This is a genomic window from Bradyrhizobium sp. Ses1 (assembly GCF_059512365.1).
Genome location: NZ_JCAMOQ010000005.1, coordinates 19,731 through 42,005, shown reverse-complemented (window position 1 = coordinate 42,005; position 22,275 = coordinate 19,731). Strand labels below are relative to the sequence as shown.

At 63.7% G+C, this 22,275-nt stretch carries 20 protein-coding genes; 12 read left to right on the top strand and 8 right to left on the bottom strand.

Annotated features, from left to right (window positions below; translation table 11 throughout):
- The gene (gene rplM, locus AC5ZG5_RS08515) at positions 1-465 is read right to left on the bottom strand and encodes a 50S ribosomal protein L13 (RefSeq protein ID WP_028162836.1); all 465 of its coding nucleotides are present in this window, start codon (positions 463-465) and stop codon (positions 1-3) included.
- Positions 466-623: 158 nt separating this feature from the next.
- Complete coding sequence (locus AC5ZG5_RS08510; protein WP_130228815.1) at positions 624-1,052, bottom strand: PaaI family thioesterase; 429 nt, start codon at positions 1,050-1,052, stop codon at positions 624-626.
- A gap of 87 nt (positions 1,053-1,139) precedes the next feature.
- Between AC5ZG5_RS08510 and AC5ZG5_RS08505 the strand changes: the two genes are divergently transcribed.
- From AC5ZG5_RS08505 to nadC, 8 genes are all read left to right on the top strand, one after another.
- Positions 1,140-1,961 carry an enoyl-CoA hydratase gene (locus tag AC5ZG5_RS08505; protein ID WP_456642314.1) on the top strand — a complete coding sequence of 274 codons (822 nt, stop codon included), beginning with the start codon at positions 1,140-1,142 and terminating at the stop codon, positions 1,959-1,961.
- A 110-nt stretch (positions 1,962-2,071) separates the two neighbouring features.
- The gene (locus AC5ZG5_RS08500; RefSeq protein WP_028162839.1) at positions 2,072-2,656 is read left to right on the top strand and encodes a CoA-binding protein; all 585 of its coding nucleotides are present in this window, start codon (positions 2,072-2,074) and stop codon (positions 2,654-2,656) included.
- Positions 2,657-2,806: 150 nt separating this feature from the next.
- Positions 2,807-4,087: an O-acetylhomoserine aminocarboxypropyltransferase gene (locus AC5ZG5_RS08495; protein ID WP_028162840.1), complete on the top strand. Its 1,281-nt coding sequence runs from the start codon at positions 2,807-2,809 to the stop codon at positions 4,085-4,087.
- A 212-nt stretch (positions 4,088-4,299) separates the two neighbouring features.
- Positions 4,300-4,722: a hypothetical protein gene (locus AC5ZG5_RS08490; RefSeq protein WP_456642313.1), complete on the top strand. Its 423-nt coding sequence runs from the start codon at positions 4,300-4,302 to the stop codon at positions 4,720-4,722.
- An 18-nt stretch (positions 4,723-4,740) separates the two neighbouring features.
- Complete coding sequence (locus tag AC5ZG5_RS08485) at positions 4,741-5,691, top strand: NUDIX hydrolase (RefSeq protein ID WP_130228810.1); 951 nt, start codon at positions 4,741-4,743, stop codon at positions 5,689-5,691.
- A gap of 54 nt (positions 5,692-5,745) precedes the next feature.
- Positions 5,746-6,732 carry a quinolinate synthase NadA gene (nadA, locus tag AC5ZG5_RS08480; RefSeq protein ID WP_456642312.1) on the top strand — a complete coding sequence of 329 codons (987 nt, stop codon included), beginning with the start codon at positions 5,746-5,748 and terminating at the stop codon, positions 6,730-6,732.
- Positions 6,729-8,279 (top strand): L-aspartate oxidase, encoded by a 1,551-nt coding sequence (locus AC5ZG5_RS08475; protein WP_456642311.1) that lies wholly within the window; start codon positions 6,729-6,731, stop codon positions 8,277-8,279. The genes nadA and AC5ZG5_RS08475 overlap by 4 nt, the downstream gene beginning before the upstream one ends.
- A complete protein-coding gene (gene nadC, locus AC5ZG5_RS08470) occupies positions 8,276-9,124 on the top strand; it encodes a carboxylating nicotinate-nucleotide diphosphorylase (protein ID WP_456642310.1) in 849 nt (282 codons plus the stop codon). The genes AC5ZG5_RS08475 and nadC overlap by 4 nt, the downstream gene beginning before the upstream one ends.
- A gap of 31 nt (positions 9,125-9,155) precedes the next feature.
- On the opposite strand, the gene AC5ZG5_RS08465 is transcribed toward nadC, so the two are convergent.
- From AC5ZG5_RS08465 to AC5ZG5_RS08455, 3 genes are all read right to left on the bottom strand, one after another.
- Entirely contained in the window at positions 9,156-11,024 is a 1,869-nt protein-coding gene (locus tag AC5ZG5_RS08465) for a DMP19 family protein (protein ID WP_456642309.1), read from the bottom strand.
- Between the two features lie 194 nt (positions 11,025-11,218).
- The gene (locus AC5ZG5_RS08460) at positions 11,219-12,034 is read right to left on the bottom strand and encodes an FTR1 family iron permease (RefSeq protein ID WP_456642308.1); all 816 of its coding nucleotides are present in this window, start codon (positions 12,032-12,034) and stop codon (positions 11,219-11,221) included.
- A gap of 149 nt (positions 12,035-12,183) precedes the next feature.
- Complete coding sequence (locus tag AC5ZG5_RS08455; RefSeq protein WP_456642307.1) at positions 12,184-13,278, bottom strand: COX15/CtaA family protein; 1,095 nt, start codon at positions 13,276-13,278, stop codon at positions 12,184-12,186.
- A gap of 94 nt (positions 13,279-13,372) precedes the next feature.
- On the opposite strand from AC5ZG5_RS08455, the gene AC5ZG5_RS08450 reads away from it, so the two are divergent.
- Positions 13,373-13,582: a DUF2842 domain-containing protein gene (locus AC5ZG5_RS08450; RefSeq protein ID WP_028162849.1), complete on the top strand. Its 210-nt coding sequence runs from the start codon at positions 13,373-13,375 to the stop codon at positions 13,580-13,582.
- Between the two features lie 87 nt (positions 13,583-13,669).
- On the opposite strand, the gene AC5ZG5_RS08445 is transcribed toward AC5ZG5_RS08450, so the two are convergent.
- Positions 13,670-14,710, bottom strand: coding sequence for a polysaccharide deacetylase family protein (locus AC5ZG5_RS08445; RefSeq protein ID WP_456642306.1), 1,041 nt, complete (start codon positions 14,708-14,710; stop codon positions 13,670-13,672).
- Between the two features lie 125 nt (positions 14,711-14,835).
- Between AC5ZG5_RS08445 and AC5ZG5_RS08440 the strand changes: the two genes are divergently transcribed.
- Positions 14,836-16,020, top strand: a complete 1,185-nt coding sequence (locus AC5ZG5_RS08440) for a GNAT family N-acetyltransferase (RefSeq protein WP_456642305.1) — start codon at positions 14,836-14,838, stop codon at positions 16,018-16,020.
- A gap of 130 nt (positions 16,021-16,150) precedes the next feature.
- On the opposite strand, the gene AC5ZG5_RS08435 is transcribed toward AC5ZG5_RS08440, so the two are convergent.
- Positions 16,151-17,113: a LysR family transcriptional regulator gene (locus AC5ZG5_RS08435; protein ID WP_456642304.1), complete on the bottom strand. Its 963-nt coding sequence runs from the start codon at positions 17,111-17,113 to the stop codon at positions 16,151-16,153.
- A 108-nt stretch (positions 17,114-17,221) separates the two neighbouring features.
- Between AC5ZG5_RS08435 and AC5ZG5_RS08430 the strand changes: the two genes are divergently transcribed.
- Entirely contained in the window at positions 17,222-18,214 is a 993-nt protein-coding gene (locus AC5ZG5_RS08430; protein ID WP_456642303.1) for a Bug family tripartite tricarboxylate transporter substrate binding protein, read from the top strand.
- Between the two features lie 272 nt (positions 18,215-18,486).
- On the opposite strand, the gene AC5ZG5_RS08425 is transcribed toward AC5ZG5_RS08430, so the two are convergent.
- Entirely contained in the window at positions 18,487-20,718 is a 2,232-nt protein-coding gene (locus tag AC5ZG5_RS08425) for a GumC family protein (protein ID WP_456642302.1), read from the bottom strand.
- Positions 20,719-20,999: 281 nt separating this feature from the next.
- Here AC5ZG5_RS08425 and AC5ZG5_RS08420 point away from each other — a divergent pair, with 281 nt between their 5' ends.
- Positions 21,000-22,130: a glycosyltransferase family 4 protein gene (locus AC5ZG5_RS08420; RefSeq protein ID WP_456642301.1), complete on the top strand. Its 1,131-nt coding sequence runs from the start codon at positions 21,000-21,002 to the stop codon at positions 22,128-22,130.
- Positions 22,131-22,275: the final 145 nt, after the last annotated feature.

The window sequence follows — 22,275 nt, the reverse complement described above, 5'->3', positions numbered from 1 at the left end:
TTATGCGGCCCTCATGTTCTTGCGGTTCTGCGAGGCGAAATCGATTTTCTCGGGGTTTTGCGCTTCATGCGGATGCTCGGCGCCGGGATAGACGCGCAGATTGCCCATCTGCATGCGGCCGAGCGGACCGCGCGGGATCATGCGCTCAATGGCCTTCTCGACCACGCGCTCCGGGAAGCGACCCTCGAGGATCTGCTTCGCGCTGCGCTCCTTGATGCCACCGATATAGCCGGTGTGTTTGTAGTAGACCTTCTGGTCGCGCTTGCGACCGGTCAGCACCACGTGAGCGGCGTTGATGATGATGACGTTGTCGCCGCAATCGACATGCGGCGTGTAGGTGGGCAGGTGCTTGCCGCGCAGGCGCATCGCGACCATGGTGGCGAGCCGGCCGACCACCACACCCTTGGCGTCGATCACGACCCACTTCTTCTGCACCTCGGCGGGCTTGGCCGAAAAGGTTTTCATGTGAGCTGTCCGTGGAAAGGAGTTTTCGGCGCAAGACTGCCGCGCCGGACTGGCGGCTTTCTAGAGAAGCGAACGAAATTCGTCAACGCCAATTGGCGCGATTTATCTTAGTCAAAACAATGGCTTATAAATAAGGTGTAATAATACCTTCAGAAACTCTATTTATTTGGAATGGAATAGGTCGCCGTCACATGCGCAATCGGATCCGCCGAATCGCCCGAAAGCAGGTTGACCTCCCCGACCGCCAGCCGCTTGCCCAGCTTCAGCAGCCTCGCCGCCGCCAGCACGTCCCGCCCCGGCTGCCCCTTGCGGAGGAAATTGATGTTGAGATTGGTGGTGACCGCCAGACCCACCGGGCCGATCGCCGACAGCAGCACCACATACATCGCGAAATCGGCCAGCGCCATCAGCGTCGGGCCCGACACGGTGCCGCCCGGCCGCAGCATCCGCTCGCTGTAGCGCTGGCGCAAGAGACAGGTCTCGCCGTCGGCGCTCTCGATGATGATGTCGTTCCCGCTGAACGCCTGCGGAAACTCCTCGCGGAGGAACCTCTCCACTTCAGCCACGCTCATTTTCGCCAGCGCCATGCCGTCCCCACCCTCGATTCAGTCAGCGTGTTACATTAAGTTGTAGCCAAGCCTTAATTGACAAAAAGCCTTAGTGGAAATCTGGAGATGCCCCAAGCAGCCCGTGCCGTCGCGCCGCAATCGCCGATCCTCCTGCGCGAGCAGGTCGGCAGCATCGCCGTGCTGACGCTCAACCGTCCCGCCGCGCGCAACAGCCTCTCCGAAGGCCTGATCGCCGAGCTGCATGGCGCGCTGAAGGCAATTCATGACGATCCAGTCGTGCGCGGCGTGGTCATTGCCGCCAACGGCCCCGCCTTCTCGGCCGGCCATGACATGAAGGAACTCACCGCGCGCCGCAGCGATGCCGATCGGGGCCGCGCCTATTTCGCAGAGATCATGAATGCCTGCAGCGCGATGATGCAGGCGGTCGTGCGCCTGCCGAAGCCTGTGGTCGCTTCCGTCCAGGGGATTGCGACCGCCGCCGGCTGCCAGCTTGTCGCAAGCTGCGATCTAGCGGTCGCCTCTGAGACTGCGACCTTCGCGACGCCCGGCGTCGATATCGGCCTGTTCTGCTCAACGCCGATGGTGGCGCTGTCGCGCAACGTTCCGCGCAAGCAGGCCATGGAGATGCTGCTGACCGGCGAGCCGATCTCGGCCGCGACCGCGCAGACCATCGGCCTCATCAACCGCGTCGTGCCTGCCGGCACCGAACGCGAGGCCGCGATTGCGCTGGCGCAAAAAGTGGCGCTGAAATCCGCCTACACTGTCAAGCTCGGCAAGGAGGCATTCTACCGCCAGGCCGAGATGACACTCGCGGACGCCTATCGCTACGCCGCCGAGGTGATGACCGAAAACATGATGGCGCGCGACGCCGAGGAAGGTATCGGTGCCTTCATCGAGAAGCGCGAACCGAAATGGCAGGATAGATAGTTTCCCGTCATTGCGAGCGAAGCGAAGCAATCCATCCATCCGCTTGCTGAAGCATGGATTGCTTCGTCGCTTCGCTCCTCGCAATGACGCAGCTGACATAAAGACTAGAGATGAACCACGACAGCTACCCCGATAACTACATCCGCGGCATTCTCAACAGCGTGAAGTCGATTGCGATGGTCGGCGCTTCGCCGGTCAATGTGCGGCCGAGCTATTTCGCCTTTAAATATCTGGCGGAGCGCGGCTACGACATGATCCCGGTCAATCCCGGCCATGTCGGCAAGAGCCTGCTCGGCAAGCCCTTCGTCGCGTCGCTCGCCGACATCGGACGCCCGATCGACATGGTCGACATCTTTCGCAACTCCAGCCACATCATGCCGGTTGTCGAGGAGGCGCTCAGGCTGTCGCCCTTGCCGAAGGTGATCTGGATGCAGCTCGGCGCACGCGACGATGCGGCCGCCGCAAAGGCCGAAGCTGTCGGCATCAAGGTCGTCATGAACCGCTGCCCGAAAATCGAATATGGCCGCCTGTCATCAGAGATTTCCTGGATGGGCGTCAATTCGCGGACGCTCAGCTCCAAGCGTGCGCCGATGCCGACGCAGGGCATGCGGCTGTCGCTGAATCGGATGAGCGTCGGCGGCGGCGAAACCGCCGCATCCGATCGTGCCGCAAAGAACAAGACCGAGACGACGTGACGCAACGGCGAAACAAATGTTTCGACATCGCGTCATAACGAAGCACGCTGTTCCCAACGCGCATACGGCTCGCAACTCGCCTTGACGGCCGTCGTTGCTGCCATCAGCATGCCGCGCATTTCATTTCCGATCCAACACAGGACACTCAGAATGACCGATCGCCTTCCGGGATTTTCGACCCTCGCCGTGCATGCCGGTGCGCAGCCCGATCCCACCACCGGCGCGCGGGCGACGCCGATCTATCAGACGACGTCATTCGTGTTCAACGACGCCGACCATGCGGCCTCATTGTTCGGCCTGCAGTCGTTCGGCAACATCTATACCCGCATCGGCAACCCGACCAATGCGGTGCTGGAGGAGCGCGTCGCCGCACTCGAAGGCGGCACTGCCGCACTCGCGGTCGCATCGGGACACGCCGCGCAGGTCGTGGTGCTGCAGCAGTTGATGAAGCCGGGCGACGAGATCATCGCCGCGCGAAAACTCTATGGCGGCTCGATCAACCAGTTCACCCATGCCTTCAAGAGCTTCGGCTGGAACGTCGCCTGGGCCGATCCGGACGAGATCGAAAGCTTCGAGCGCGCGGTGACGCCGCACACCAAGGCGATCTTCATCGAATCGATCGCAAATCCCTCCGGCAGCATCACCGATATCGAGGCGATCGCCGCGGTGGCGCGCAAGGCCGGCGTGCCGCTGATCGTCGACAACACGCTGGCAACGCCGTATCTGATCAAGCCGATCGACCACGGCGCCGACATCGTCGTGCACTCGCTGACCAAGTTCCTGGGCGGCCACGGCAACTCGCTCGGCGGCATCATCGTCGATGCCGGCACCTTCGACTGGTCGAAGGACAACAAATATCCGATGCTGAGCGAGCCGCGTCCGGAGTATCACGGCATCAAGATCCAGGAGACCTTTGGCAATTTCGCCTTCGCGATCGCCTGCCGCGTGCTCGGCTTGCGCGATCTCGGCCCGGCGCTGTCACCGTTCAACGCCTTCATGATCCTGACCGGCATCGAGACGCTGCCGCTCCGCATGCAGAAGCATTGCGACAACGCCAAAGCGATCGCGGAATTCCTGGCCGGCCATCCCGCGGTGGCGTCGGTGAATTACGCCGGGCTCTCCGGCGACAAGTACAACAATCTCGCGCGCAAATATGCGCCGAAGGGCGCGGGCGCCGTGTTCACCTTCAGCCTCAAGGGCGGCTATGACGCCGGCGTCAATTTGGTGTCGAACCTCAGGTTGTTCTCGCACCTCGCCAATGTCGGCGACACCCGCTCGCTGGTGATCCACCCGGCCTCCACCACCCACAGCCAGCTCGACGACGCCGCGAAGATCAAGTCCGGCGCCGCCCCCGACGTGGTCCGGCTCTCTATCGGCATCGAGGACAAGGACGACCTGATCGCCGACCTCGACCAGGCGCTGCGGGCTTAAGGTCCCCGTGCGGAACGCGCCAAGTTCTCTTCGTCATGCCCGGGCTCGTCCCGGGCATCCACGTTCTTGGAAGTGGCGAACAAGAGGACGTGGATGGCCGGGTCAAGCCTGGCCATGACGGTGAAGGCGCTGGTCTGATGTCGCGAGCCTCTCATTAACGGTCATTCCGCTATAAGATGGCATTCTGTCGCCCTCTCGATTCGGAGACGACGATGCTACGCTCGATATTGTTCTCTTCGATCGCCCTGCTTGCGATTGATGCCGCCGTTGCCGCCGACGGCCCGGTTGCAACCAAGCGCGCGGCCTACCGCGCCGCCCGCCAACTGCCGCCCGGCCTGCCGCGCGCGCACTACAAATACCGAACGTCAGTGACATCAGCCCCCTATATCCGCCGTGGCCGCCAGATCGTCGTAGTCGAACAGGATCCGGACGTGCTGTTCATGCCTGCGGCCGTGATCCCTTACGTGCCATTCGTCAGTGGCGAGCCGATCCTGCCGGGTTCGTCGACCCTGCCCGGCTATTACGGCAATCACTTCTCCTACAGCTATGACGGTCCGTATTATGGGGGCCCCTATCACGGCGGTCCCTACTGGAACCGCCTGCCGTACGCCTGCGGCGTTTACGGCTATTGCTAGCCGCGACAGGACGCCCGCGTGGCAAAGGCATCGCGAAAAGCCGAAACATCGATCGACGCGATCGCCGCCGACCTCGTCGCCGTCCTGGTCGCGGTGACCGAGAGCGAGCCGAAGATCATGACGATCGCGAATGCGACCGCGCTGCCGAGCGGTCCGTTCCAGTTCGGGCACCGCTCGCTGCAGACCGGCCTGCGGGCCTGGGTCGAGGCGCAGACCGGACACCCGCTCGGCTATGTCGAGCAGCTCTATACCTTCGCCGATCACGGACGCACCGGCGACGCCAGAGCGCCGCATCGCATCTCGATCAGCTATCTCGGCCTGACCCGCGAGGACCAAGTCAGAGAAGGCTCGGAGGGCCACTGGTCCGGCTGGTATGAATACTTCCCGTGGGAAGACCATCGCGCCGGCACCCCGCCCCTGATTGCAAAGATCGTGGCGCCGAAGCTGCGGGCCTGGGCCAAATCGGCGGAGAGTACCTCCGTGCAGAAAGCGCGCTGGCAGCGCGCCGCCATCACCTTCGGCCTCGACGACCGCACCTGGAACGAGGAACTGGTGCTGCAGCGCTATGAGCTGCTCTATGAGGCCTCCCTGATCCCCGAAGCAGTTCGTGCCAAGGGCACCGGGGATGCCGTCGTACCCGGCCGCGCCATGATCTCGGATCATCGCCGCATTCTGGCCACCGGCATCGCGCGGCTGCGTGCCAAGATCAAATACCGGCCGGTCGTCTTCGAGCTGATGCCGGCCGAATTCACCCTGCTACAACTGCAACGCAGTGTTGAGGCCCTTGCAGGCCGCACTGTGCACAAACAGAATTTTCGGCGCCTGATCGAGCAGCAGGAACTCGTTGAAGAGACAGGCGCAATGGCCGCCGAGACGGTCGGCCGCCCCGCCAAGCTATTCCGCTTCCGTCACGGCATTGTGGCCGAACGGGCCGTCGCCGGCACCAAGCTCCCGCTCTCACGCTCTTGACTTCCATTATGCTCAGGATAAGTATAATGTGAAATATACTCAAGGGGAGCATAAATGGCTGCAATCTCATCCGGTGCGCTCGCGCGCACCGCGCCGCTCTATGACCGCGTCAAACGGGTGATCCCGGAATTCGAATGGGCGACCTTCGCCGATGATGTCGACGCCATCCTAGAACTCAAGCGCACGCGCAATGCGGTGGTGCTGGCGCACAATTATCAGACGCCGGAAATCTTCCATGGCGTCGCCGACATCGTCGGCGACAGCCTCGCGCTCGCGCGCGAGGCGACCAAGGTCGATGCCGACGTCATCGTGCTCGCCGGCGTGCACTTCATGGCGGAGACGGCAAAGCTGCTCAATCCCGAGAAGACGGTGCTGATCCCCGACCTCAAGGCCGGCTGTTCGCTCGCGGAGTCCATCACGGCGGCCGATGTACGGCTGATGCGCGAGCGCTATCCGGGCGCCCCCATCGTCACCTATGTCAACACCTCGGCCGCGGTGAAGGCGGAGTCCGACATCTGCTGCACCTCAGGCAATGCACTCGCTGTGGTGCAATTGCTCGGCGTCGAGCATGTCATCATGCTGCCGGACGAATATCTGGCGCAGAACATCGCCGCGCAGACCAAGGTGAAGATCACGGCCTGGAAGGGTCATTGCGAAGTGCACGAGCTCTTCAATGCCGAGGATGTGCGGCAGCTTCGCGAGAATCATCCCGGCGTCACCATCCTGGCGCATCCGGAATGTCCGCCCGAGGTGGTGGCTGAGGCCGATTTCTCGGGCTCCACCGCAGCCATGTCCGGCTTTGTCGGCAAGGAGCATCCGGCACGCGTGGTGCTGCTGACGGAATGCTCGATGAGCGACAACGTCGCGGTGCTCCATCCCGACGTCGAGTTCATCCGCCCCTGCAATCTCTGCCCGCACATGAAGCGGATCACGCTGAAGAACATCCGCCACGCGCTCGAGACCAACGAGCACGAGGTCACGATCGATCCTGAGATCGCTGAGCACGCGCGGCGCTCCGTCGAAAGGATGCTGGCGCTATGAGCTTGGATGTTTCGGCCTTGGCCGGGCAACCGGTGATCATTGGCGGCGGCGCCGCTGGATTGATGACGGCCCTGCAGCTTGCGCCCGCACCGGTCGTGCTGCTGTCGAAATCGCCGCTCGGGGCGGAGGCCTCCAGCATGTGGGCGCAAGGCGGGCTCGCAGCGGCGGTCGGTGACGACGACACCCCTGCCCTGCATCTGCAGGACACCATCGCCGCCGGCGCCGACCTTTGCGACGAAGAAGCCGCTAGCCGCATCGTGGATGCCGCGCCCGCTGCCGTCGAGCGTCTCGCGCGGCTCGGCGTCGGCTTTGATCGCAGGCCAGACGGGAGCTGGCAGCTTGGACTCGAAGCCGCGCACAGCCGCAAGCGGATCGTTCACGCCACCGGCGACGGCACCGGGCGCGAGATCATGCGCGCACTGATCGCCGCCGTGCGGCGCTGCCCGTCGATTACGCTGATCGAGGGTTTTGAGGCGCGCCAACTCATCGTCGGGGACAACGCAGTCGAGGGCGTGCTTGCTGCAAACGAGCGTGGCTCGCTCGTCATCCCGACTAACCGCGTCGTGCTGGCGACCGGGGGCATCGGCGGCCTGTTCCAGGACAGCACCAATCCGATGGGCTGTTTCGGCCAGGGGCTGGCGCTCGCCGGCCGTGCCGGCGCCGTCCTCTCCGATCTCGAATTCATCCAGTTTCACCCCACCGCTTTCGACGGGCCGTCGCGACCGATGCCACTGCTGACCGAAGCGATCCGCGGCGATGGCGCGATCCTGATCGACGAGACCGGGCAGCGTTTCATGGCGAACGAACCGGGCGCCGAGCTCGCGCCGCGCGACATCGTGGCGCGCGCGGTCTGGCGCCGCCGCGCCGAGGGACACCGCGTCTTCCTCGATGCACGGCAGCATCCAGGCAAGAATTTCGCGCAGCGCTATCCCGTCATCAGCGCGTTCTGCAAGATGGCCGGTATCGATCCGGCCGACGATCCGATCCCGGTCCGTCCGGCGGCGCATTATCACATGGGCGGCATTGCCGTTGATGGCGAAGGCCGCAGCACGGTGACGGGCTTGTGGGCCTGCGGCGAGGTCAGCCGCACCGGCCTGCACGGCGCCAATCGGCTCGCTAGCAATTCGCTGATGGAAGCCATCGTCTCTGCGCAATGGGTCGCCGAGAGCGTCAATGGCGTGGCTAGCGGTGCCGCTCCTCTGCGCACGCCGACCGCGCTCCCGCCTGCATCAGATCCATCGACGGTGCGGCCGTTCGTCTCGCAGGCCCTCGGCGTGCTTCGTGATCGGCCCTCGATCGAGCGCGCCATTCGCAATCTCTATCCGATGGCCAGGGGGAGCGGCTCCGCCGCCGATCCGGCGCTGGTCGGATTGATGATCGCCGTCGCAGCGTCAAGGCGCGAGGAAAGCCGCGGCGGCCACTACCGCACCGACTTTCCGGACACGTTGCCCAAGGGCGTGCCCTCCACTTTCACCCTCGCAGGTGCACTCAGTATCGCCGGCGAGATCATCGAATCCGAACTGCCGATCAGGAGCGCTCAGTCGTGACACTCAATCCCCTTCTGCCCCTGATGTACGAACCCCTGGTGCGAACCGCGCTGCTTGAGGATCTCGGCCGTGCCGGCGACATCACGGCGGACGCGATCGTGGCCGCCGACCAGCGCGCTTCGCTCGCGTTGCGGGCACGCCAGCCGGGCGTCGTCGCCGGCCTCGATGTGGCGCGCTGCGCCTTTCAAACGATATCACCAGCGATCCGAATCGAGATCGAACGGCCCGATGGCAGCGTCGTCGCGCCCGGCGACACGATCGCGACCATCAACGGCCCGGCGCGCGCGCTGCTGACGGGCGAGCGGACCGCACTCAATTTCCTTTGCCACCTCAGCGGCGTCGCAACGGCAACGGCGTCGCTGGTTACTGCCGTGAAAGGCACGCGCGCGCAGATCGTCTGCACTCGCAAGACCACGCCCGGCCTGCGCGCATTGGAAAAATACGCGGTGCGCGCCGGCGGCGGTAGCAATCACCGCTTCGGCCTCGACGATGCCGTGCTGATCAAGGACAACCACATCGCGCTTGCCGGCAACATCCGCACCGCGATCGAGCGTGCCAAGGCGCATGTCGGCCATCTCGTCAAAGTCGAGGTCGAAGTCGACACGCTGGCGCAGCTCGAAGAAGCTCTGGCGCTCGCGATCGACGCGGTCCTGCTCGACAACATGACGATCGACGATCTCAGGCAGGCCGTGACGATGACGCGCGGCAAGGTTATCACGGAAGCATCGGGCCGCATCACGGCCACCACTGCGCCCGCGATCGCGGCGACCGGCGTCGACCTCATTTCCGTCGGCTGGGTCACGCACTCCTCGGCCGCCCTCGATATCGGGCTGGATTATCTCTAGCGGGTGATGAGGCTGCGTTTCGGGCACTCTGTCAAAGAGCTGCCCGCGCGCCTTCCTTGCGATAGTAGAAAACCTGCCGCGCCCTGACCTCGTTCTCAACAACCCCGATCAGACCGACCAGCTTTTCGGAGGTGCGAACCTGCACAATGTCGGGCGTAACCACGAATACCGTCGCCTCATCGTAGGGATTGGCGCTCATAATCATATGGCGCGTTTCAGCGACGACGTTTGCCCATGCCTTGGCGTGGCGCTCGGACCTCGCGAAATATGAGGTGCATGTCTTGAGCGCCAGATCATAGGTCGCTTCCATGGACGGAATTGCCATCGACGGATATTCCCGATCGAAATAGACCAGCGCTTCGGTCAAATCTGATGTCACCGAGGGGCGGAGCGCTTCCGCGAGCGCCTGCGCGTGGTTGAAGCAGACGTTGTTGAACATCCACGACCGCTGCGCAAAACTTGTTTCTGCGAACGCGGCTGCCGCCTTGGGCACGAAACTGAACCACCAGCGCGCGATCTCGAGTAGCTGGAATCGGACGTTGTATTGCTCCCGCTCGAAATCGCCGGGCGCAAGTACGGCAAGCGCCGCGATGCGATCCGTATCGAGCACGCGCAGGCTGGTCGCCGCAACCGTGGCGGCGGCTCCGAGATTGATCAACAGGGCCGCGGCGCGATCGGGCTCCTCAAGCATCGAATCGTTGAAGGAATCGGCAGCCAGGAACGAATCCCACAGCGCATTGGCCATAATGAGCCGGATCAGGGAATGCTCCTCGGTAGCCGCCAGCAGCGGAGACGAGGCGCGCGGAACGTAGCTCACGAGAGAGGGATTGTGCCCGACATAGGGACAGGTGATCGCCGTGTTGATCCGCTTCGATCCGGCCGTGAAGCTGCCCCAGAAGGCATTGAATGCAGGTGACAAAAAGTTCGCCAATATCGTCTCACGGGACTGCGCTGGCGATGCCGATGTCCTCTCGCCCGCAGCCGATCTCATCCGCTCGCGAATATCACGCGACGTTGCATCGATCAGCGCCCGGCGCATTTCGCCGTCCCCGACGGGTGCAGGATAGGTATCGCGCGTTTCGAAGAAATACTGGCCGCGCAGCGACCCGTTGTCCCGCAGCACGGCGATGCCATGTCCCATCACAAGCATGCGCGAGCCGGCCGACGTACTCAGGGTCCAGGCGATCTGACCATCGCCCACCGGTAGGCCCGCATTCACGCCTTCGAAGGCGATGCGCTCCTGCGCGCAGGTCGCACGCGCTGCCACCTGGATCGGGTCAGAGGCGCTGAAACGCGCTTTGGTCCGCCGCAGATAGTCCTGGCGGGCAACAAGCAGGGAATTGCGCACAATGACCGCTTCGCGCTCGGCCGTGAGCCGATCGTTTGGCAGCGATCGCAGGGCCGGCAGCGTGCGCAGCCAGGCTGCGTTGAGCTTGGTCATGTCGCCGAGCGCAAAAAAGCGTTTGTCGAGCAGTTCGATCGCGGGATCGATTTTCCCAAAACCGCTGCCATCCTGTATGGCTTTTGCCCGACGCGGATCGCCCTCCATGATGGCCATGAACTCGTCGAAGATCGCGACGTAATCCTTTGCGCCCATCGCGACGAGCCCGCGGCGACAATTGTCGAGCGTCTGCTCGCTCATTCCACCGTTATGGGCAAACTGGCCATGGCCGCCGTTGTTGACCTGGGCCAGATAATAGTCGGCGTGATAGCTCCAGAATGCCTCCGCGACGATCTCGCCGGAGACCAGGTGGGCCGGGCCAATCGCCCAATTCACGAAATCGACGACGGTGGCGACCAAATCGCCGTCCTCTGCCACATCGGCGTCGGGGATAAGGATTTCACGTGCAATCACCCCCTGAGGCTCAAGCGCGCGCCGAGCCTCCTCGTTCTCAGTCATCTGCATGCACCGCCCCAAGATGCCCCTCTTCTACAGACACTTCAGCGACGCGGAATCCGCAATACAAACGAGAAAAAAATGTCACATGGTGTTTTGATACCGCGAAAGGTCGGAGCGGCCCCCTTTCGCGGCCATTCGCAGCGCGGCGGAACCGGCGGCGCGCGATCTTCGGGCTGGATCGATGGCGTGTGAGATTATTCAGCTGCTGCGCTGGTCGACGCCTTGCTCTGGCGCGTCAGGCGACTGTTGCGCTGGAACACCGAATAGGTCCCGAGCGCGAACAGGATCACGAGGAGCTGCAGCGACAGCGCTTCCAGCGTCGGGTTCAGGCCGAGATCGGCGATCCAGGACAGGCTCTTCAGTTCCGTGAACGGCAGCAGAGCCTGCTCCTGGAATTCCTGCACGGCCTCGCCGATGAACTTGATCGCCATCACGAACAGGAAAGCCGAGGTCAGGATGAACAACGGCCGCAGCGGAATCTTCTGGGCGATCAGGTTGATGAAATAGAACAGCACCGCAAGCGCAATGGTGGCGGCGCCGAGGCCGGCAAACAGGCCTGCGCTCCAGCCGCCTTCCGTAGTGGCCAGCGCGTTGATGAACAGCACGGTCTCGGCGCCCTCGCGGAACACCGCGAGGAAAGCGAGCGCGCCGACCGCCCACACCGTGTCCTGCGCCAGCGCCGTGTCGGCCTTGTGCGCGAGATATTCTTTCCAGCCCTGCGGGTCCTGCTTCACCATCAGCCAGCCGCTGACATAGAGCATGAGGCTCGCGGCAAAGAGGATGATGACGCCCTCGAGGATGTCGCTGTGCTCGCCCGAATTCAGCACCGCGAACAGCCAGGCCGCGATGATGCTGGCGCCGACCGCAGCCAGCGCGCCGCCATAGAGCGCCCGGATGCGATGACCGGCGCCAACCTTCGACAGGTAGCCGGCGAGCGCGGCGATCACCAGCATCGCCTCTAATCCTTCGCGCAGCAGAATGACGGCGGCCTGAATGAATGCAGACGACATGAGCGAACCCATTCTTCGCTCGTTCTATCGCCAGGGATTATCAAGTAAAGCGATGTCGGGCCGCACGATTTCGTCAACGGCCGGGCTACGCAAAAAACCCGCGCAAAACGGGCACTTCTTGCAGCGCTGATAGATTAGAATAGTTCAACTCAACCGGGTTGACTGACCGGCACGGCAAGCTTTGGCCGTCCCACTTCGCGGCGTCGCGGCAGCAGCCGCTCGACCTGCAGGACCGCCAGCGTGAGCACCACGATCGCCACGGCCTGGTGCATGAGCGCGAGATCGATCGGCACCTGGTTCAAGAGCGTCAGGATCCCGAGCGTCGCCTGTAGCGTGATCGCCGCCACCAGCCACCAGGCGCCGGCGATAGTCTCGCCGCTTGCGCGCGAACGGATAGTGTCGATCGCATGCAGGATCGCCAGCGCCAGTAGCGCGTAAGCAGTCATGCGGTGCTCGAACTGCACCGTCAGCGTATTGTCGAACAGGTTGCGCCACCAGGGCTGCTCGAAGAACAGACGCCCCGCGGATGGAATGAAAGCGCCATCGATCTCTGGCCAGGTGTTGTAGACCTTTCCCGCGCGCAGGCCCGCGACCAGCGCGCCGAAATAGAGCTGCAGGAAGGTCAGCGCCAGCAGCAGCAAAGCGGTGATCTTCAGCCGGAGCGGCGCCGGCTTTGGCGGCCGGGCGGAATGCCGCCGCAGCGTCCAGACGATCGCCGAATAGATCAGCAGCGCCAGTATCAGATGGACAGCGAGGCGATATTGCGAGACCTCGACCTTCTCGGAGAGGCCTGAAGCGACCATCCACCAGCCCACCGCCCCCTGCAACGCGCCGAGCCCGAAGATCAGCCAGAGCCGCCGCTTCAATTCGCCGTCGGTGACGGCGCCGCGCCACAGGAAATAGAGGAACGGCAGCAGATAGGCGATCCCGATCACGCGCCCGAGCAGGCGATGGCTCCATTCCCACCAGTAGATCGTCTCGAACTCAGCGAGCGTCATCCCGGCATTGAGCTCGCGATATTGCGGGATCTTCTTGTAGCCCTCGAAGGCTTCCGCCCATTGCGCCTCGGTCAGCGGCGGCAGCGTGCCGGTGACCGGCTTCCATTCCACGATCGAAAGCCCGGATTCGGTGAGCCGGGTGGCCCCGCCGACCAGCACCATGATCGCGATCAGGGCTGCGACCGAAAGCAGCCACCAGCGAAGGTGAGCATTTTGGGAGGGCTCGGGGGCGGAACGTGCGGTCATCGGTCCTGCTTGATCGGATTGGCGCGCCCCTTATAGTCCGCCTCCTCGCAGGCGCAAGGCGCGCTTTGCCTCACGAGTTATCGATCAACCGGCCATGAATATACGCACCCGCAAGCTGCTTGGAACCATCTTCCTGCTGATGCTGGTGGTGGTGTGGTCGCTGCTCGGCATGACGGTCGCGCAGACGCCTTGGCTCGCCAATTCGGGCTTGCTGCAGGCGATTTTCTATGTCGTGGCCGGGCTCGGCTGGGTGCTGCCGGCGATGCCGATCGTGGCCTGGATGTCGCGGCCCGACCGCGCCTAGAGCTTCGGTTCTGAGAACCGCAGCTCTAGATTCTTGTTTGGCGCGTTTTCTTCACGCGAACCGGTATCCACTTCGCCCGAAGACGCTCTAGATCTGCACGCGCGGCCTCGGAAACATTACGCCTGACAGCAACACCCGCAACATGCGCAGCGAGCGCCGCCGTCCGTCCCAGGACACCCGCGGCAACGCGTGCAGGTTGGTGCGCGCCTGCGCTTCCACGATTCCTCCGATGCTCGACACCGCGCTGTCAAAACCGGCCTCGCCCGCCACCAGCACGTGCTGACGGCGAAAGCTCTCGCGGTCTCCGAACGGATAGGCAAAATGCCTGACCTCGCGGCGGATGCCGGCCTCGAGCACCGCCTTGCCCATCGCCGTCTCGCGCTTTGCATCGACATCGCGCAGGTTCGACAGCGCCGGATAGTTCACGGTCGCGCTGCCGATCGTGACATTGGGATCGGAGGCGAGCATCGTGAGATCGCTCCAGTCCATGGAGGCGCCGCGCGAAAGCGCAGCCAGATCGACGCCGTAGCGCTTGCAGAGATCGTTGATTGCGACGGAGAGATCCGGCAGCGCCAGCGTCCGCATCCATTTCGCCAGGAAGTCGTAGAGCTCGTATTTCTCGGCGACATCGGAAACCGAAAAATGCAATTCCTTGCGCTCGATCACGAGGCTGATGCGGCTCTCCCGCGCGATGATCTTCTTGAGCGCCAGCCACCACGCCTCCCCCAGCCCATCCGGAAACGCACTCGGCAGGTAGATGGCGAAGGGCACGCCATACTTCGACAGCACCGGATAGGCGTTCGTCGCCAGATCCTTGTAGCCGCCGTCGAACGTCAGGCAGGCAAAGCGGCGCGGCAGCGGCAAGGTGACGGCACGGCGGCAGGCTTCGTCGATCGAAACGATATCGTAGTTCCAGCGCCTCAGCGCCCGGATCGTGCGATCCAGGAACCGAGGGGTGATCTCGCGCGAGGCCAGCGGCTGAAACCGGTCCCGACGGCGCGCACGCACGCGCTCGAAGCGCAGGATGGCGCCGGCCCCGCCGGCCTGCCGTTGCCGCAACCGCGCATAGCCAGAGAAGTAAGCGAGCTCCATCTGTGCCCGCTTCAAGAAAGTGATTTCCGACACCACGTCCCGCCCCCCGATCCGGCGGTTCCCAGGCGCCGTCTAATGATTGTTATTACTCTTTGTTGACATTTCCCTGCGAAGGTCGCCCGAGCGGAATTGTAAACAATCGATTAATACCGGACTCGGCAATGACCATGGCTGCCGCGATCGAAGCACGAACGGCGGAGTTGGAAGCGTGGTCGAAAACAAGCCGCGTCGCCGGTGTCGAGATCATTCGCGATCTCGAAGCCGCCGAACCGACATGGCGTGCCTTCGAAAAGCAATTCTGCACGCCGTACCAGCGCTTTGATTTTCTCGCCGCCTGGCAGCGGCAGGTCGGCGCACGCGAGGGCGTCGCCCCATTCATCGTGATCGGCCATGATGACGAACGCCGGCCGTTGTTCGTGCTGCCGCTGACGCTCGAAAGCGCGCTCGGCGTGCGCTGTGCTAAATTCATGGGCGGCAAGCATGCGACCTTCAACATGGCGCTGTGGGACCGCGACTTCGCCGCGGGCGCCACGGCCGCCGATCTCAGGACCATGGTGTCGGCGATCGCGGCACGCGGCGCGGCCGACGTGCTCGCCTTGCAGCAGCAGCCGCTCAACTGGCGCGATCTGCCCAACCCGCTGGCCCTGCTGCGGCACCAATCCTCGGTCAACGACTGTCCCGTGCTCGCCATCGAGCCCGGCGCCGACCGCACCACCCTCATCAGCAATTCGTTCCGGCGGCGATTGAAGGGCAAGGAACGCAAGCTGCAGCAGCTAGCCGGCTATCGCTATCAGATCGCCGCCACGGACGCCGATGTCACACGAGTCCTGAACTGGTTCTTCCGCGTCAAGCCGCAGCGCATGGCCGAACAAAAGCTGCCCAACGTCTTTGCCGAGCCGGGCGTCGAGGATTTCATCCGCTCCGCCTGCCTCACCGGGCTTCCCGGCGGCGGCCGCGTCATCGACATCCACGCGCTCGAATGCGACGACGAGGTGATCGCGATCTTCGCCGGCGTCGCCGACGGCCATCGCTTCTCGATGATGTTCAACACCTACACGATGTCTGCCAGCGCCAAGTTCAGCCCCGGCCTCATCCTGATGCGCAACATCATCGATCACTATGCCGCGCTGAACTACCGCGCCATCGACCTCGGCATCGGCTCGGATGAATACAAGCGGCTGTTCTGCAAGAGCGACGAGCTAATCTTCGACAGCTTCATTCCGCTCTCCTGGCGCGGCAGGCCAGCTGCAAGCGCCATGTCCGGCGTCGTCAGCGCCAAGCGGCTGGTCAAGCGTAATCGCGCGCTGTTCGATCTCGCGCAAAACCTGCGCGGCATGTTCCGCTAGAGCGCGTTTTTGAGCGAAGTGGACACCGGTTCGCGTGAAGAAAACGCGTCAAGACCAGAATCTAGGGCAACGGTTCTGATCCAGTCGGAACCGATGCTCTAGAGCTTCATCTATTACACCGACGTGCAGCTCATTGCGTGTGGGCCGTCGATTTGCCTGCCATCGACTTCGCGACATCGCGAACGCACGCGACGAATATCTCGGCAGCCGGGCTCAACGTGCGGTTCTTCAGCGTTACAATGGCCGCCGACACAGCCGATGCTCGCGGCAGCTTGACCGGAAGTCTCTTCAGCGACAGATCGCGGCCGCTGAACTGCACAATCGAGCTTGGAAGCAAGGTGACGAAGTTCCCGGTCGCAGCGAGCCTGCAGCAAAGGTGAAGCGACAGCGTCGTGACGGGCGTGCGAGGCATGCTCAATCCGCTTTCGCGAAACAGATCAGCCGTGGCGGAGCCTGGAAACGTGTCCGGCGGCGGCAGGATCCAGGCTTCATCGGCAAGATCGGCCAGGCTGACCTTGGAACATCGCGTCCATTTGCTTCGCTGCCCCACAACCACAACCCGTGGGTCAATCAGCACGGGCTCCACCGCCAGATCTTCCTCGGCGAACGGCGTCGGGATCCAACCCAGCAACAGATCGATACTCCGCTCGCGCAGTTCGCTGTAATGCGTCGTGCCAAGCACCATCTGCGCGACATTCAGGCGGATGCCTGGATGGCGCCGCGTGAAGCGATCGATGACTGCTGGAAGCAGGCCAGCCGCAACGCTTTCCGAACTACCGATGCGGAGCTGTCCGATGGTTGGATCGGCAAGAAATTCGAGTTCTTCCAGCCCTTGCATCAGCTCGTCGAAAATCGCTGTGCCGCGCTTGACGAGGGCGCGCCCATACGGCGTGGGCTCGATGCCGTTGCGGCCGCGGTCGAGAAGCCGAAGCCCGAGTGCATGCTCCATGTCCGCGATCGCTCTCGAGACCGCAGGCTGAGAAATCGCCAATTCTGCCGCGGCCTTTGCCATGCTGCCCCGTTGCGCCACGACGAGCAGGATATGGAGATCGCGCAGCTTGATGCGGCGCCGGGCTCGCTCAATGGATTGCATGTCCGATCCTTATCAAAACAGTTATGAAACCCTCACATACTAGCATTGGACGGATATGCCCGCCTCAAGCATCCTCTTGACCCAGTCGTTTCAGACGCGGAGGATCCGATGGCCTGGATAGTGATGACGCGCCGCGAAATGCTGGCAATGTCAGGCGCCGGCATTGCTTTCTCCGCCGCCGGTCTCGTGCCGCACAGCATCGCCGAGCCGAGCCTGAAGACCGCGCATATACTGACAGGCTTTACGCCCGGGCTTCCCGATGCCGTGGCGAGGCTCGTTGCCGATCAGATGAAGGATTATGCGGCGTCGATCGTGGTCGAGACCCGGCCAGGTGCGAGCGGGCGCGTCGCGGTGGAGGCCGTGAAGGCGGCCGCTCCCGATGGATCCGTCCTTCTGCTGGCGCCGCTTGGCTTCTTGACGCTGTTTCCTCACGTCTACAAGACGCTCAGATACGAGCCGCGTGATTTTATTCCGGTCTCGACCGTCGCCTCATTCCCGACATTGCTGACGGTGGGTCCGAAGGTGCCGCGCGAGGTAAAGACGCTGGCTGAATTCATCACATGGTGCCGCGCCAATCCGACGCAGGCGACCTACGGCACGGCGGGTGCTGGATCGACGCTGCACTTCATCGGGGCGATGCTGGGCCGCACTGCGCGGTTCGAGTATCTCCACGTGCCCTATCAAGGCAGGGCCGCGATACAGGATCTCGTGAAAGGCGAGATCGCCTCGGCCATCATGCCGCTCGGCAGTTCCGTTGGCCTGGTCCAGTCCGGAGAGCTTCGTGCGCTGGCGACCACCGGTCCACGCCGCAGCGCGTTTCTTCCCGATGTGCCCACGATGGCCGAAGCCGGTTATCCCTCGCTTCAGGACCTTACATGGTTTGGGTTTTTCGTGCCGGCAAAGACCCCGGCGGTAACAGTCGAAAGGCTCAATGGCTCGATCCAGGCGGCCTTGCGCACCGACGAGGTCAAAGCCGGCATGGCAAAACAGTTCGTCGAGATCGACGCAATTCCCCTCGCCGACTTCGCCCGGCTCATCACATCCGAATCCGAGCGCTGGAAAGCGATCGTGCAGGCAACCGAGTTCACGCCGACCGATTGAAGGTCTCAGCTACCCTCGGGCGTCGTCAGGGCTATCGCATATAACTGTTTGGAGGCTGTGGACGATGCGGGCCTCATGGTTCTCCGAGCGATGCGCAGCATCGTCTCGAGACGCGCCGCAAGCGGCGCTCCTCACCATGAGGGTCTAAGATTCCACCGCGAAATCAGACCTCATCCTGAGGAGCCGCGCAGCGGCGTCTCGAAGGATGGGCTGCGAAGGGATCGCCCACCAAGTTCTATTTCATATGCCACAGCCCTGCGGGCGCCGCTGGTCTACGCTGCGACCACGCGCGGGCCCGGCTCGACGGCGTCCGATGGCTCGCACGGCTTCGTCAGCATCGTCACTTCCGAGAAGCCAACCGCGGCAAGCTGCTCGCGCATCAGGCGGCGGGCATCGTCGGCCATCGAGGCGTCCGGCACCACGACGGCGCGGGCGTGCGCCGTCAACAGATCGGCCGGCAGGTCGGAAGCCGTGCCGGCATCGAGCAGCACGTGGTCGTAGACGCTGAGCAGCGCGTCGATCGCGAGCGTCAGCCGCGGCGACTGCAGTTGCGCGCGATCGAATCCGGGGCGGCCGGCACTGACCAGATTGACCCGCGACAGCCGGTCGCGCGTGATGATCTCCGAAAAGGTCGCCTGTCCCTGCATCAATTCGGCAAGCCCTGGCGCGCCGGGATCGGTCGAGACCGCCGCTATCGTCGGCGACGCCGCGGCAAGGTCGACGACGGCGACCTTGGCTTCGCGCGCCATCAGCCGCGCCAGCGTCAGCGTGGTCAGCGCGATGCTCTCGCTCGAGGCCGTCCCCAGCACCGTAATCTTGCGTGCGTCGGCGCCAGCCCGGCGCAGCTTCTCGGCGAGCTCTTCGATTTCTCCGATGGCAGTGGCGGCTTCAGGCTGCGGCGCGATGGATGCGGCCTCGACCTCGGGCTCGGGCTCCGCTGCCCGCTCCAGCTCCGGTTCCTGCTCGTCGTCGCTCTCGACGGCGGCAGCGCGAACCGGCGCCCGCGCCGTCATCGGCGGCACGACCGGTGCTGCGGCGGCGCGCGGCGCGGTCATGCGCAAGAGCTCGCCGGTCACGACCAGGCCCGAAGAAAGCAACAGCGTCGCCAACGTCGCGATCAGCACGATAGGCAGCTTCTTCGGATAGGCCGGCGTATTGGAGACGGACGCGCGCGAGATGATGCGGCCATCGGACGGTCCTGCGTCAATGTTCTCGCGCGTATTGGCTTCGCGATATTTCGCCAGATAGGACTCAAGCAGGTCGCGCTGCGCCTTGGCTTCGCGCTCCAGCGCGCGGAGCTGGACGTCCTGGCCGTTATAGGACGATGCCTGCTTCTTCAATTGATCGAGGCTCGCGCTCAGCGCCTCGACGCGGCCACCGGCAACGCGCGCGTCATTGTCGAGCGTGCGCGAGATCTTGCCCGCCTCCTCGCGCAACTGCCGATCGAGATCGGCGAGCTGCGCCTTCAATTCCTTGATGCGCGGATGATTGTCGAGCAGCGTCGACGATTGCTCGGCGAGCTGCGCGCGCAGCGTCACCCGCTGCTCGCTCAGGCGGCGGATCAGTTCGGAATTGAGCACTTCGGAAGCTTCGATCGGCTTGCCGCTCTGCAACATCTCGCGGATCAGCCGCGCCTTGGTCTCAGCGTCGGCCTTCAGTGCACGCGCATTATTGAGCTGCGTGTTGAGCTCGCCCATCTGCTGGTTGGACAGCGAGGTATTGTTGGTGCCGACGAACAGGCTCGACTTGGAACGGAAATCCTCGACGCGGGATTCGGCGTCGGCGACTTTCTTCCGCAAATTCTCGATCTCGCCGGCCAGCCACTGGCTCGCCGTTCTCGCCTGCTCCTGCCGCGCATTCTGCTGCAGCACCAGATAGCCTTCGGCGATCGAGTTGGCGACCCGCGCGGCAAGCTCGGGATCGCGCGACTGGAATTCGACGACGACGACGCGCGACTTGTCGACCGCATAAGCCTGCAGCCGGTCATAATAGGCTTCCAGCACGCGCTCTTCCGGCGTCAGCGAGAACGGGTCGCGCCCAATGCCGAACAGCGCCAGCAGCGATTTCAGCGGCGAGAAGCCCTGCAGCACCGGATCGAATTCCGGCCGCTCGGCAAGCTTGTTCTTCTTGATGATCTCGCGCGCGAGGTCCCGCGACAGCAGGAGCTGCACCTGACTGGTGACGGCCTCCGGATCGACGACGTTGCGCTCTTCGTTGCGCTCGCCGCTCGGCCGCAGGAACACGTTCTCGCGCCCGTCGATCAGGATGCGCGCTTCCGACTTGTAGCGCGGCGTCACCATATTGACCGCGGCAAGCGACAGCGTGAACGCCAGCACCGTCGGCACGATGATCCAGCTCCGCTTGCGCATCAGCGCCCGACCGAGCGCAGGCAGGTCGAGATCGCCTACGGGCGACGCGGCAACGGTCGCAGCCGACGCGGGCTTTGCAAGCGCGCGCTGGACCACGGCCCTGTCCTTTCCTGCACGCCAGAACGCAAAACGCATTGTTCACTCCCGCGGGGACGCCACTCAATCTGCTTCGGCCGGCGCGATTACACTCCATTAAGGTTGCCGCTGGGTTAATCGGCCCGCTTGACGAACAGCATGACGCACACGCCCGCGCGTCACGCTTTGTTAACCATGGGCGTCCTTAATCGGCCGCGATATTTTGTCGGGATTCCCAGAATGCGCCGCCTGCGCGCCGCTGTCTTTCGCCTGCTTTCGATGCTTGCGCGCGGCGCCTCAGCCGGCGATCGCATATTCATTAGCGGGCGTGGGCTGTGACCATGGATTCCGACCAGCCGCTCCGCATCCTGCATGTCGTGCGCGCCCCTGTCGGCGGGATCTTTCGTCATATCCTCGACGTCGCCAACGGACAGATCGAGCGTGGCCATCACGTCGGCATCGTCACGGACAGCATCACCGGCGGCGAGCGCGCCGCCACCGCGCTTGCGGAAATCGAGCCGCGCCTGAAACTCGGCGTCCGCCGTGTGGCCATTCGCCGCGAGCCGCGGTTTGCCGATGCGATGGTCTGGGCGCAGATCGCCGGCCTGATATGGAAATGGAAGCCGGACGTGCTGCATGGCCACGGCGCCAAGGCCGGCGCTTACGTCCGCCTGCGGCCGCACTCCAAGCAGACGATTCGCGTCTACACGCCGCATGGCGGCTCGCTGCACTACCCGCTCGATACGCTGAAAGGCAATTTCTACAGCCGGCTCGAGCGCGCGCTGATGAACAGCACCGACCTGTTCCTGTTCGAAAGCGCCTTCGCACGCGACACCTATCAACGCACGGTCGGCACGCCGACCAGCGGCGTGGTGCGCTGCGTGTTCAACGGCGTGACCGCGGAAGAGTTCGATGCGATCGATCGCACTGATGATGCCACCGACATCGTCTATGTCGGCGAGTTCAGGCACATCAAGGGGGCGGACCTCTTGATCGACGCCGTGGCGAAACTGCGCGCCGAAGGCAAGCCGGTGACGCTGACACTGGCCGGCGACGGCGAGGAGTCGGAGAAGCTGAAGGCACAGGTCAAACAGCTTGCGCTTGGCGATGCCGCGCGCTTCATCGGCCATGTCAAAGCGCGCTACGGGTTCTCGAAAGGCAAGCTGCTGGTCGTTCCCTCTCGCGGCGACTCCATGCCCTATGTCGTGATCGAGGCTGCGGCCGCGGGGATCCCGATGGTAGCCGCCAATGTCGGCGGCATCCCCGAGATCTTCGGCCCGCACACGGATGCGCTGTTTGCACCGAGCAATGCTGCTGCCATGGCGGAAGCGATCAGCCGCGCGCTCGACGACCTTGCCGCGACATTGGCGCGCGCAACGGCGCTGCGCGAGCGCATCTTTGCGCATTTCTCGCAGAAGGCGATGGTCGAGGGCGTGCTCGCCGGCTATCGCGACGCGTTTGCCAATCGTTAACCACAAGTTACCCACGTAACCGTTTGTTCCGATTTCTCCCCTAATCCCTGACGCGGGGCAATTCCGCAGCGGCCTTTGCACCCCTATCTGCGGCCGCAAGAGCATGATCCGGAAAAGTGGGCACCGGTTTTCCGAAAAGATCATG

Coding starts and splice junctions, on each gene's coding strand:
- AC5ZG5_RS08505 (WP_456642314.1), top strand. CDS start 1,140: ATGCCCCAAGCAGCCCGTGCCGTCGCGCCGCAATCGCCGATCCTCCTG.
- AC5ZG5_RS08490 (WP_456642313.1), top strand. CDS start 4,300: ATGCTACGCTCGATATTGTTCTCTTCGATCGCCCTGCTTGCGATTGAT.
- AC5ZG5_RS08455 (WP_456642307.1), bottom strand. CDS start 13,278: ATGACCGCACGTTCCGCCCCCGAGCCCTCCCAAAATGCTCACCTTCGC.
- AC5ZG5_RS08440 (WP_456642305.1), top strand. CDS start 14,836: ATGACCATGGCTGCCGCGATCGAAGCACGAACGGCGGAGTTGGAAGCG.
- AC5ZG5_RS08475 (WP_456642311.1), top strand. CDS start 6,729: ATGAGCTTGGATGTTTCGGCCTTGGCCGGGCAACCGGTGATCATTGGC.
- AC5ZG5_RS08495 (WP_028162840.1), top strand. CDS start 2,807: ATGACCGATCGCCTTCCGGGATTTTCGACCCTCGCCGTGCATGCCGGT.
- AC5ZG5_RS08460 (WP_456642308.1), bottom strand. CDS start 12,034: ATGTCGTCTGCATTCATTCAGGCCGCCGTCATTCTGCTGCGCGAAGGA.
- AC5ZG5_RS08425 (WP_456642302.1), bottom strand. CDS start 20,718: ATGCGTTTTGCGTTCTGGCGTGCAGGAAAGGACAGGGCCGTGGTCCAG.
- AC5ZG5_RS08510 (WP_130228815.1), bottom strand. CDS start 1,052: ATGGCGCTGGCGAAAATGAGCGTGGCTGAAGTGGAGAGGTTCCTCCGC.
- AC5ZG5_RS08435 (WP_456642304.1), bottom strand. CDS start 17,113: ATGCAATCCATTGAGCGAGCCCGGCGCCGCATCAAGCTGCGCGATCTC.
- rplM (WP_028162836.1), bottom strand. CDS start 465: ATGAAAACCTTTTCGGCCAAGCCCGCCGAGGTGCAGAAGAAGTGGGTC.
- nadA (WP_456642312.1), top strand. CDS start 5,746: ATGGCTGCAATCTCATCCGGTGCGCTCGCGCGCACCGCGCCGCTCTAT.
- AC5ZG5_RS08500 (WP_028162839.1), top strand. CDS start 2,072: ATGAACCACGACAGCTACCCCGATAACTACATCCGCGGCATTCTCAAC.
- AC5ZG5_RS08450 (WP_028162849.1), top strand. CDS start 13,373: ATGAATATACGCACCCGCAAGCTGCTTGGAACCATCTTCCTGCTGATG.
- AC5ZG5_RS08465 (WP_456642309.1), bottom strand. CDS start 11,024: ATGACTGAGAACGAGGAGGCTCGGCGCGCGCTTGAGCCTCAGGGGGTG.
- AC5ZG5_RS08420 (WP_456642301.1), top strand. CDS start 21,000: ATGGATTCCGACCAGCCGCTCCGCATCCTGCATGTCGTGCGCGCCCCT.
- AC5ZG5_RS08430 (WP_456642303.1), top strand. CDS start 17,222: ATGGCCTGGATAGTGATGACGCGCCGCGAAATGCTGGCAATGTCAGGC.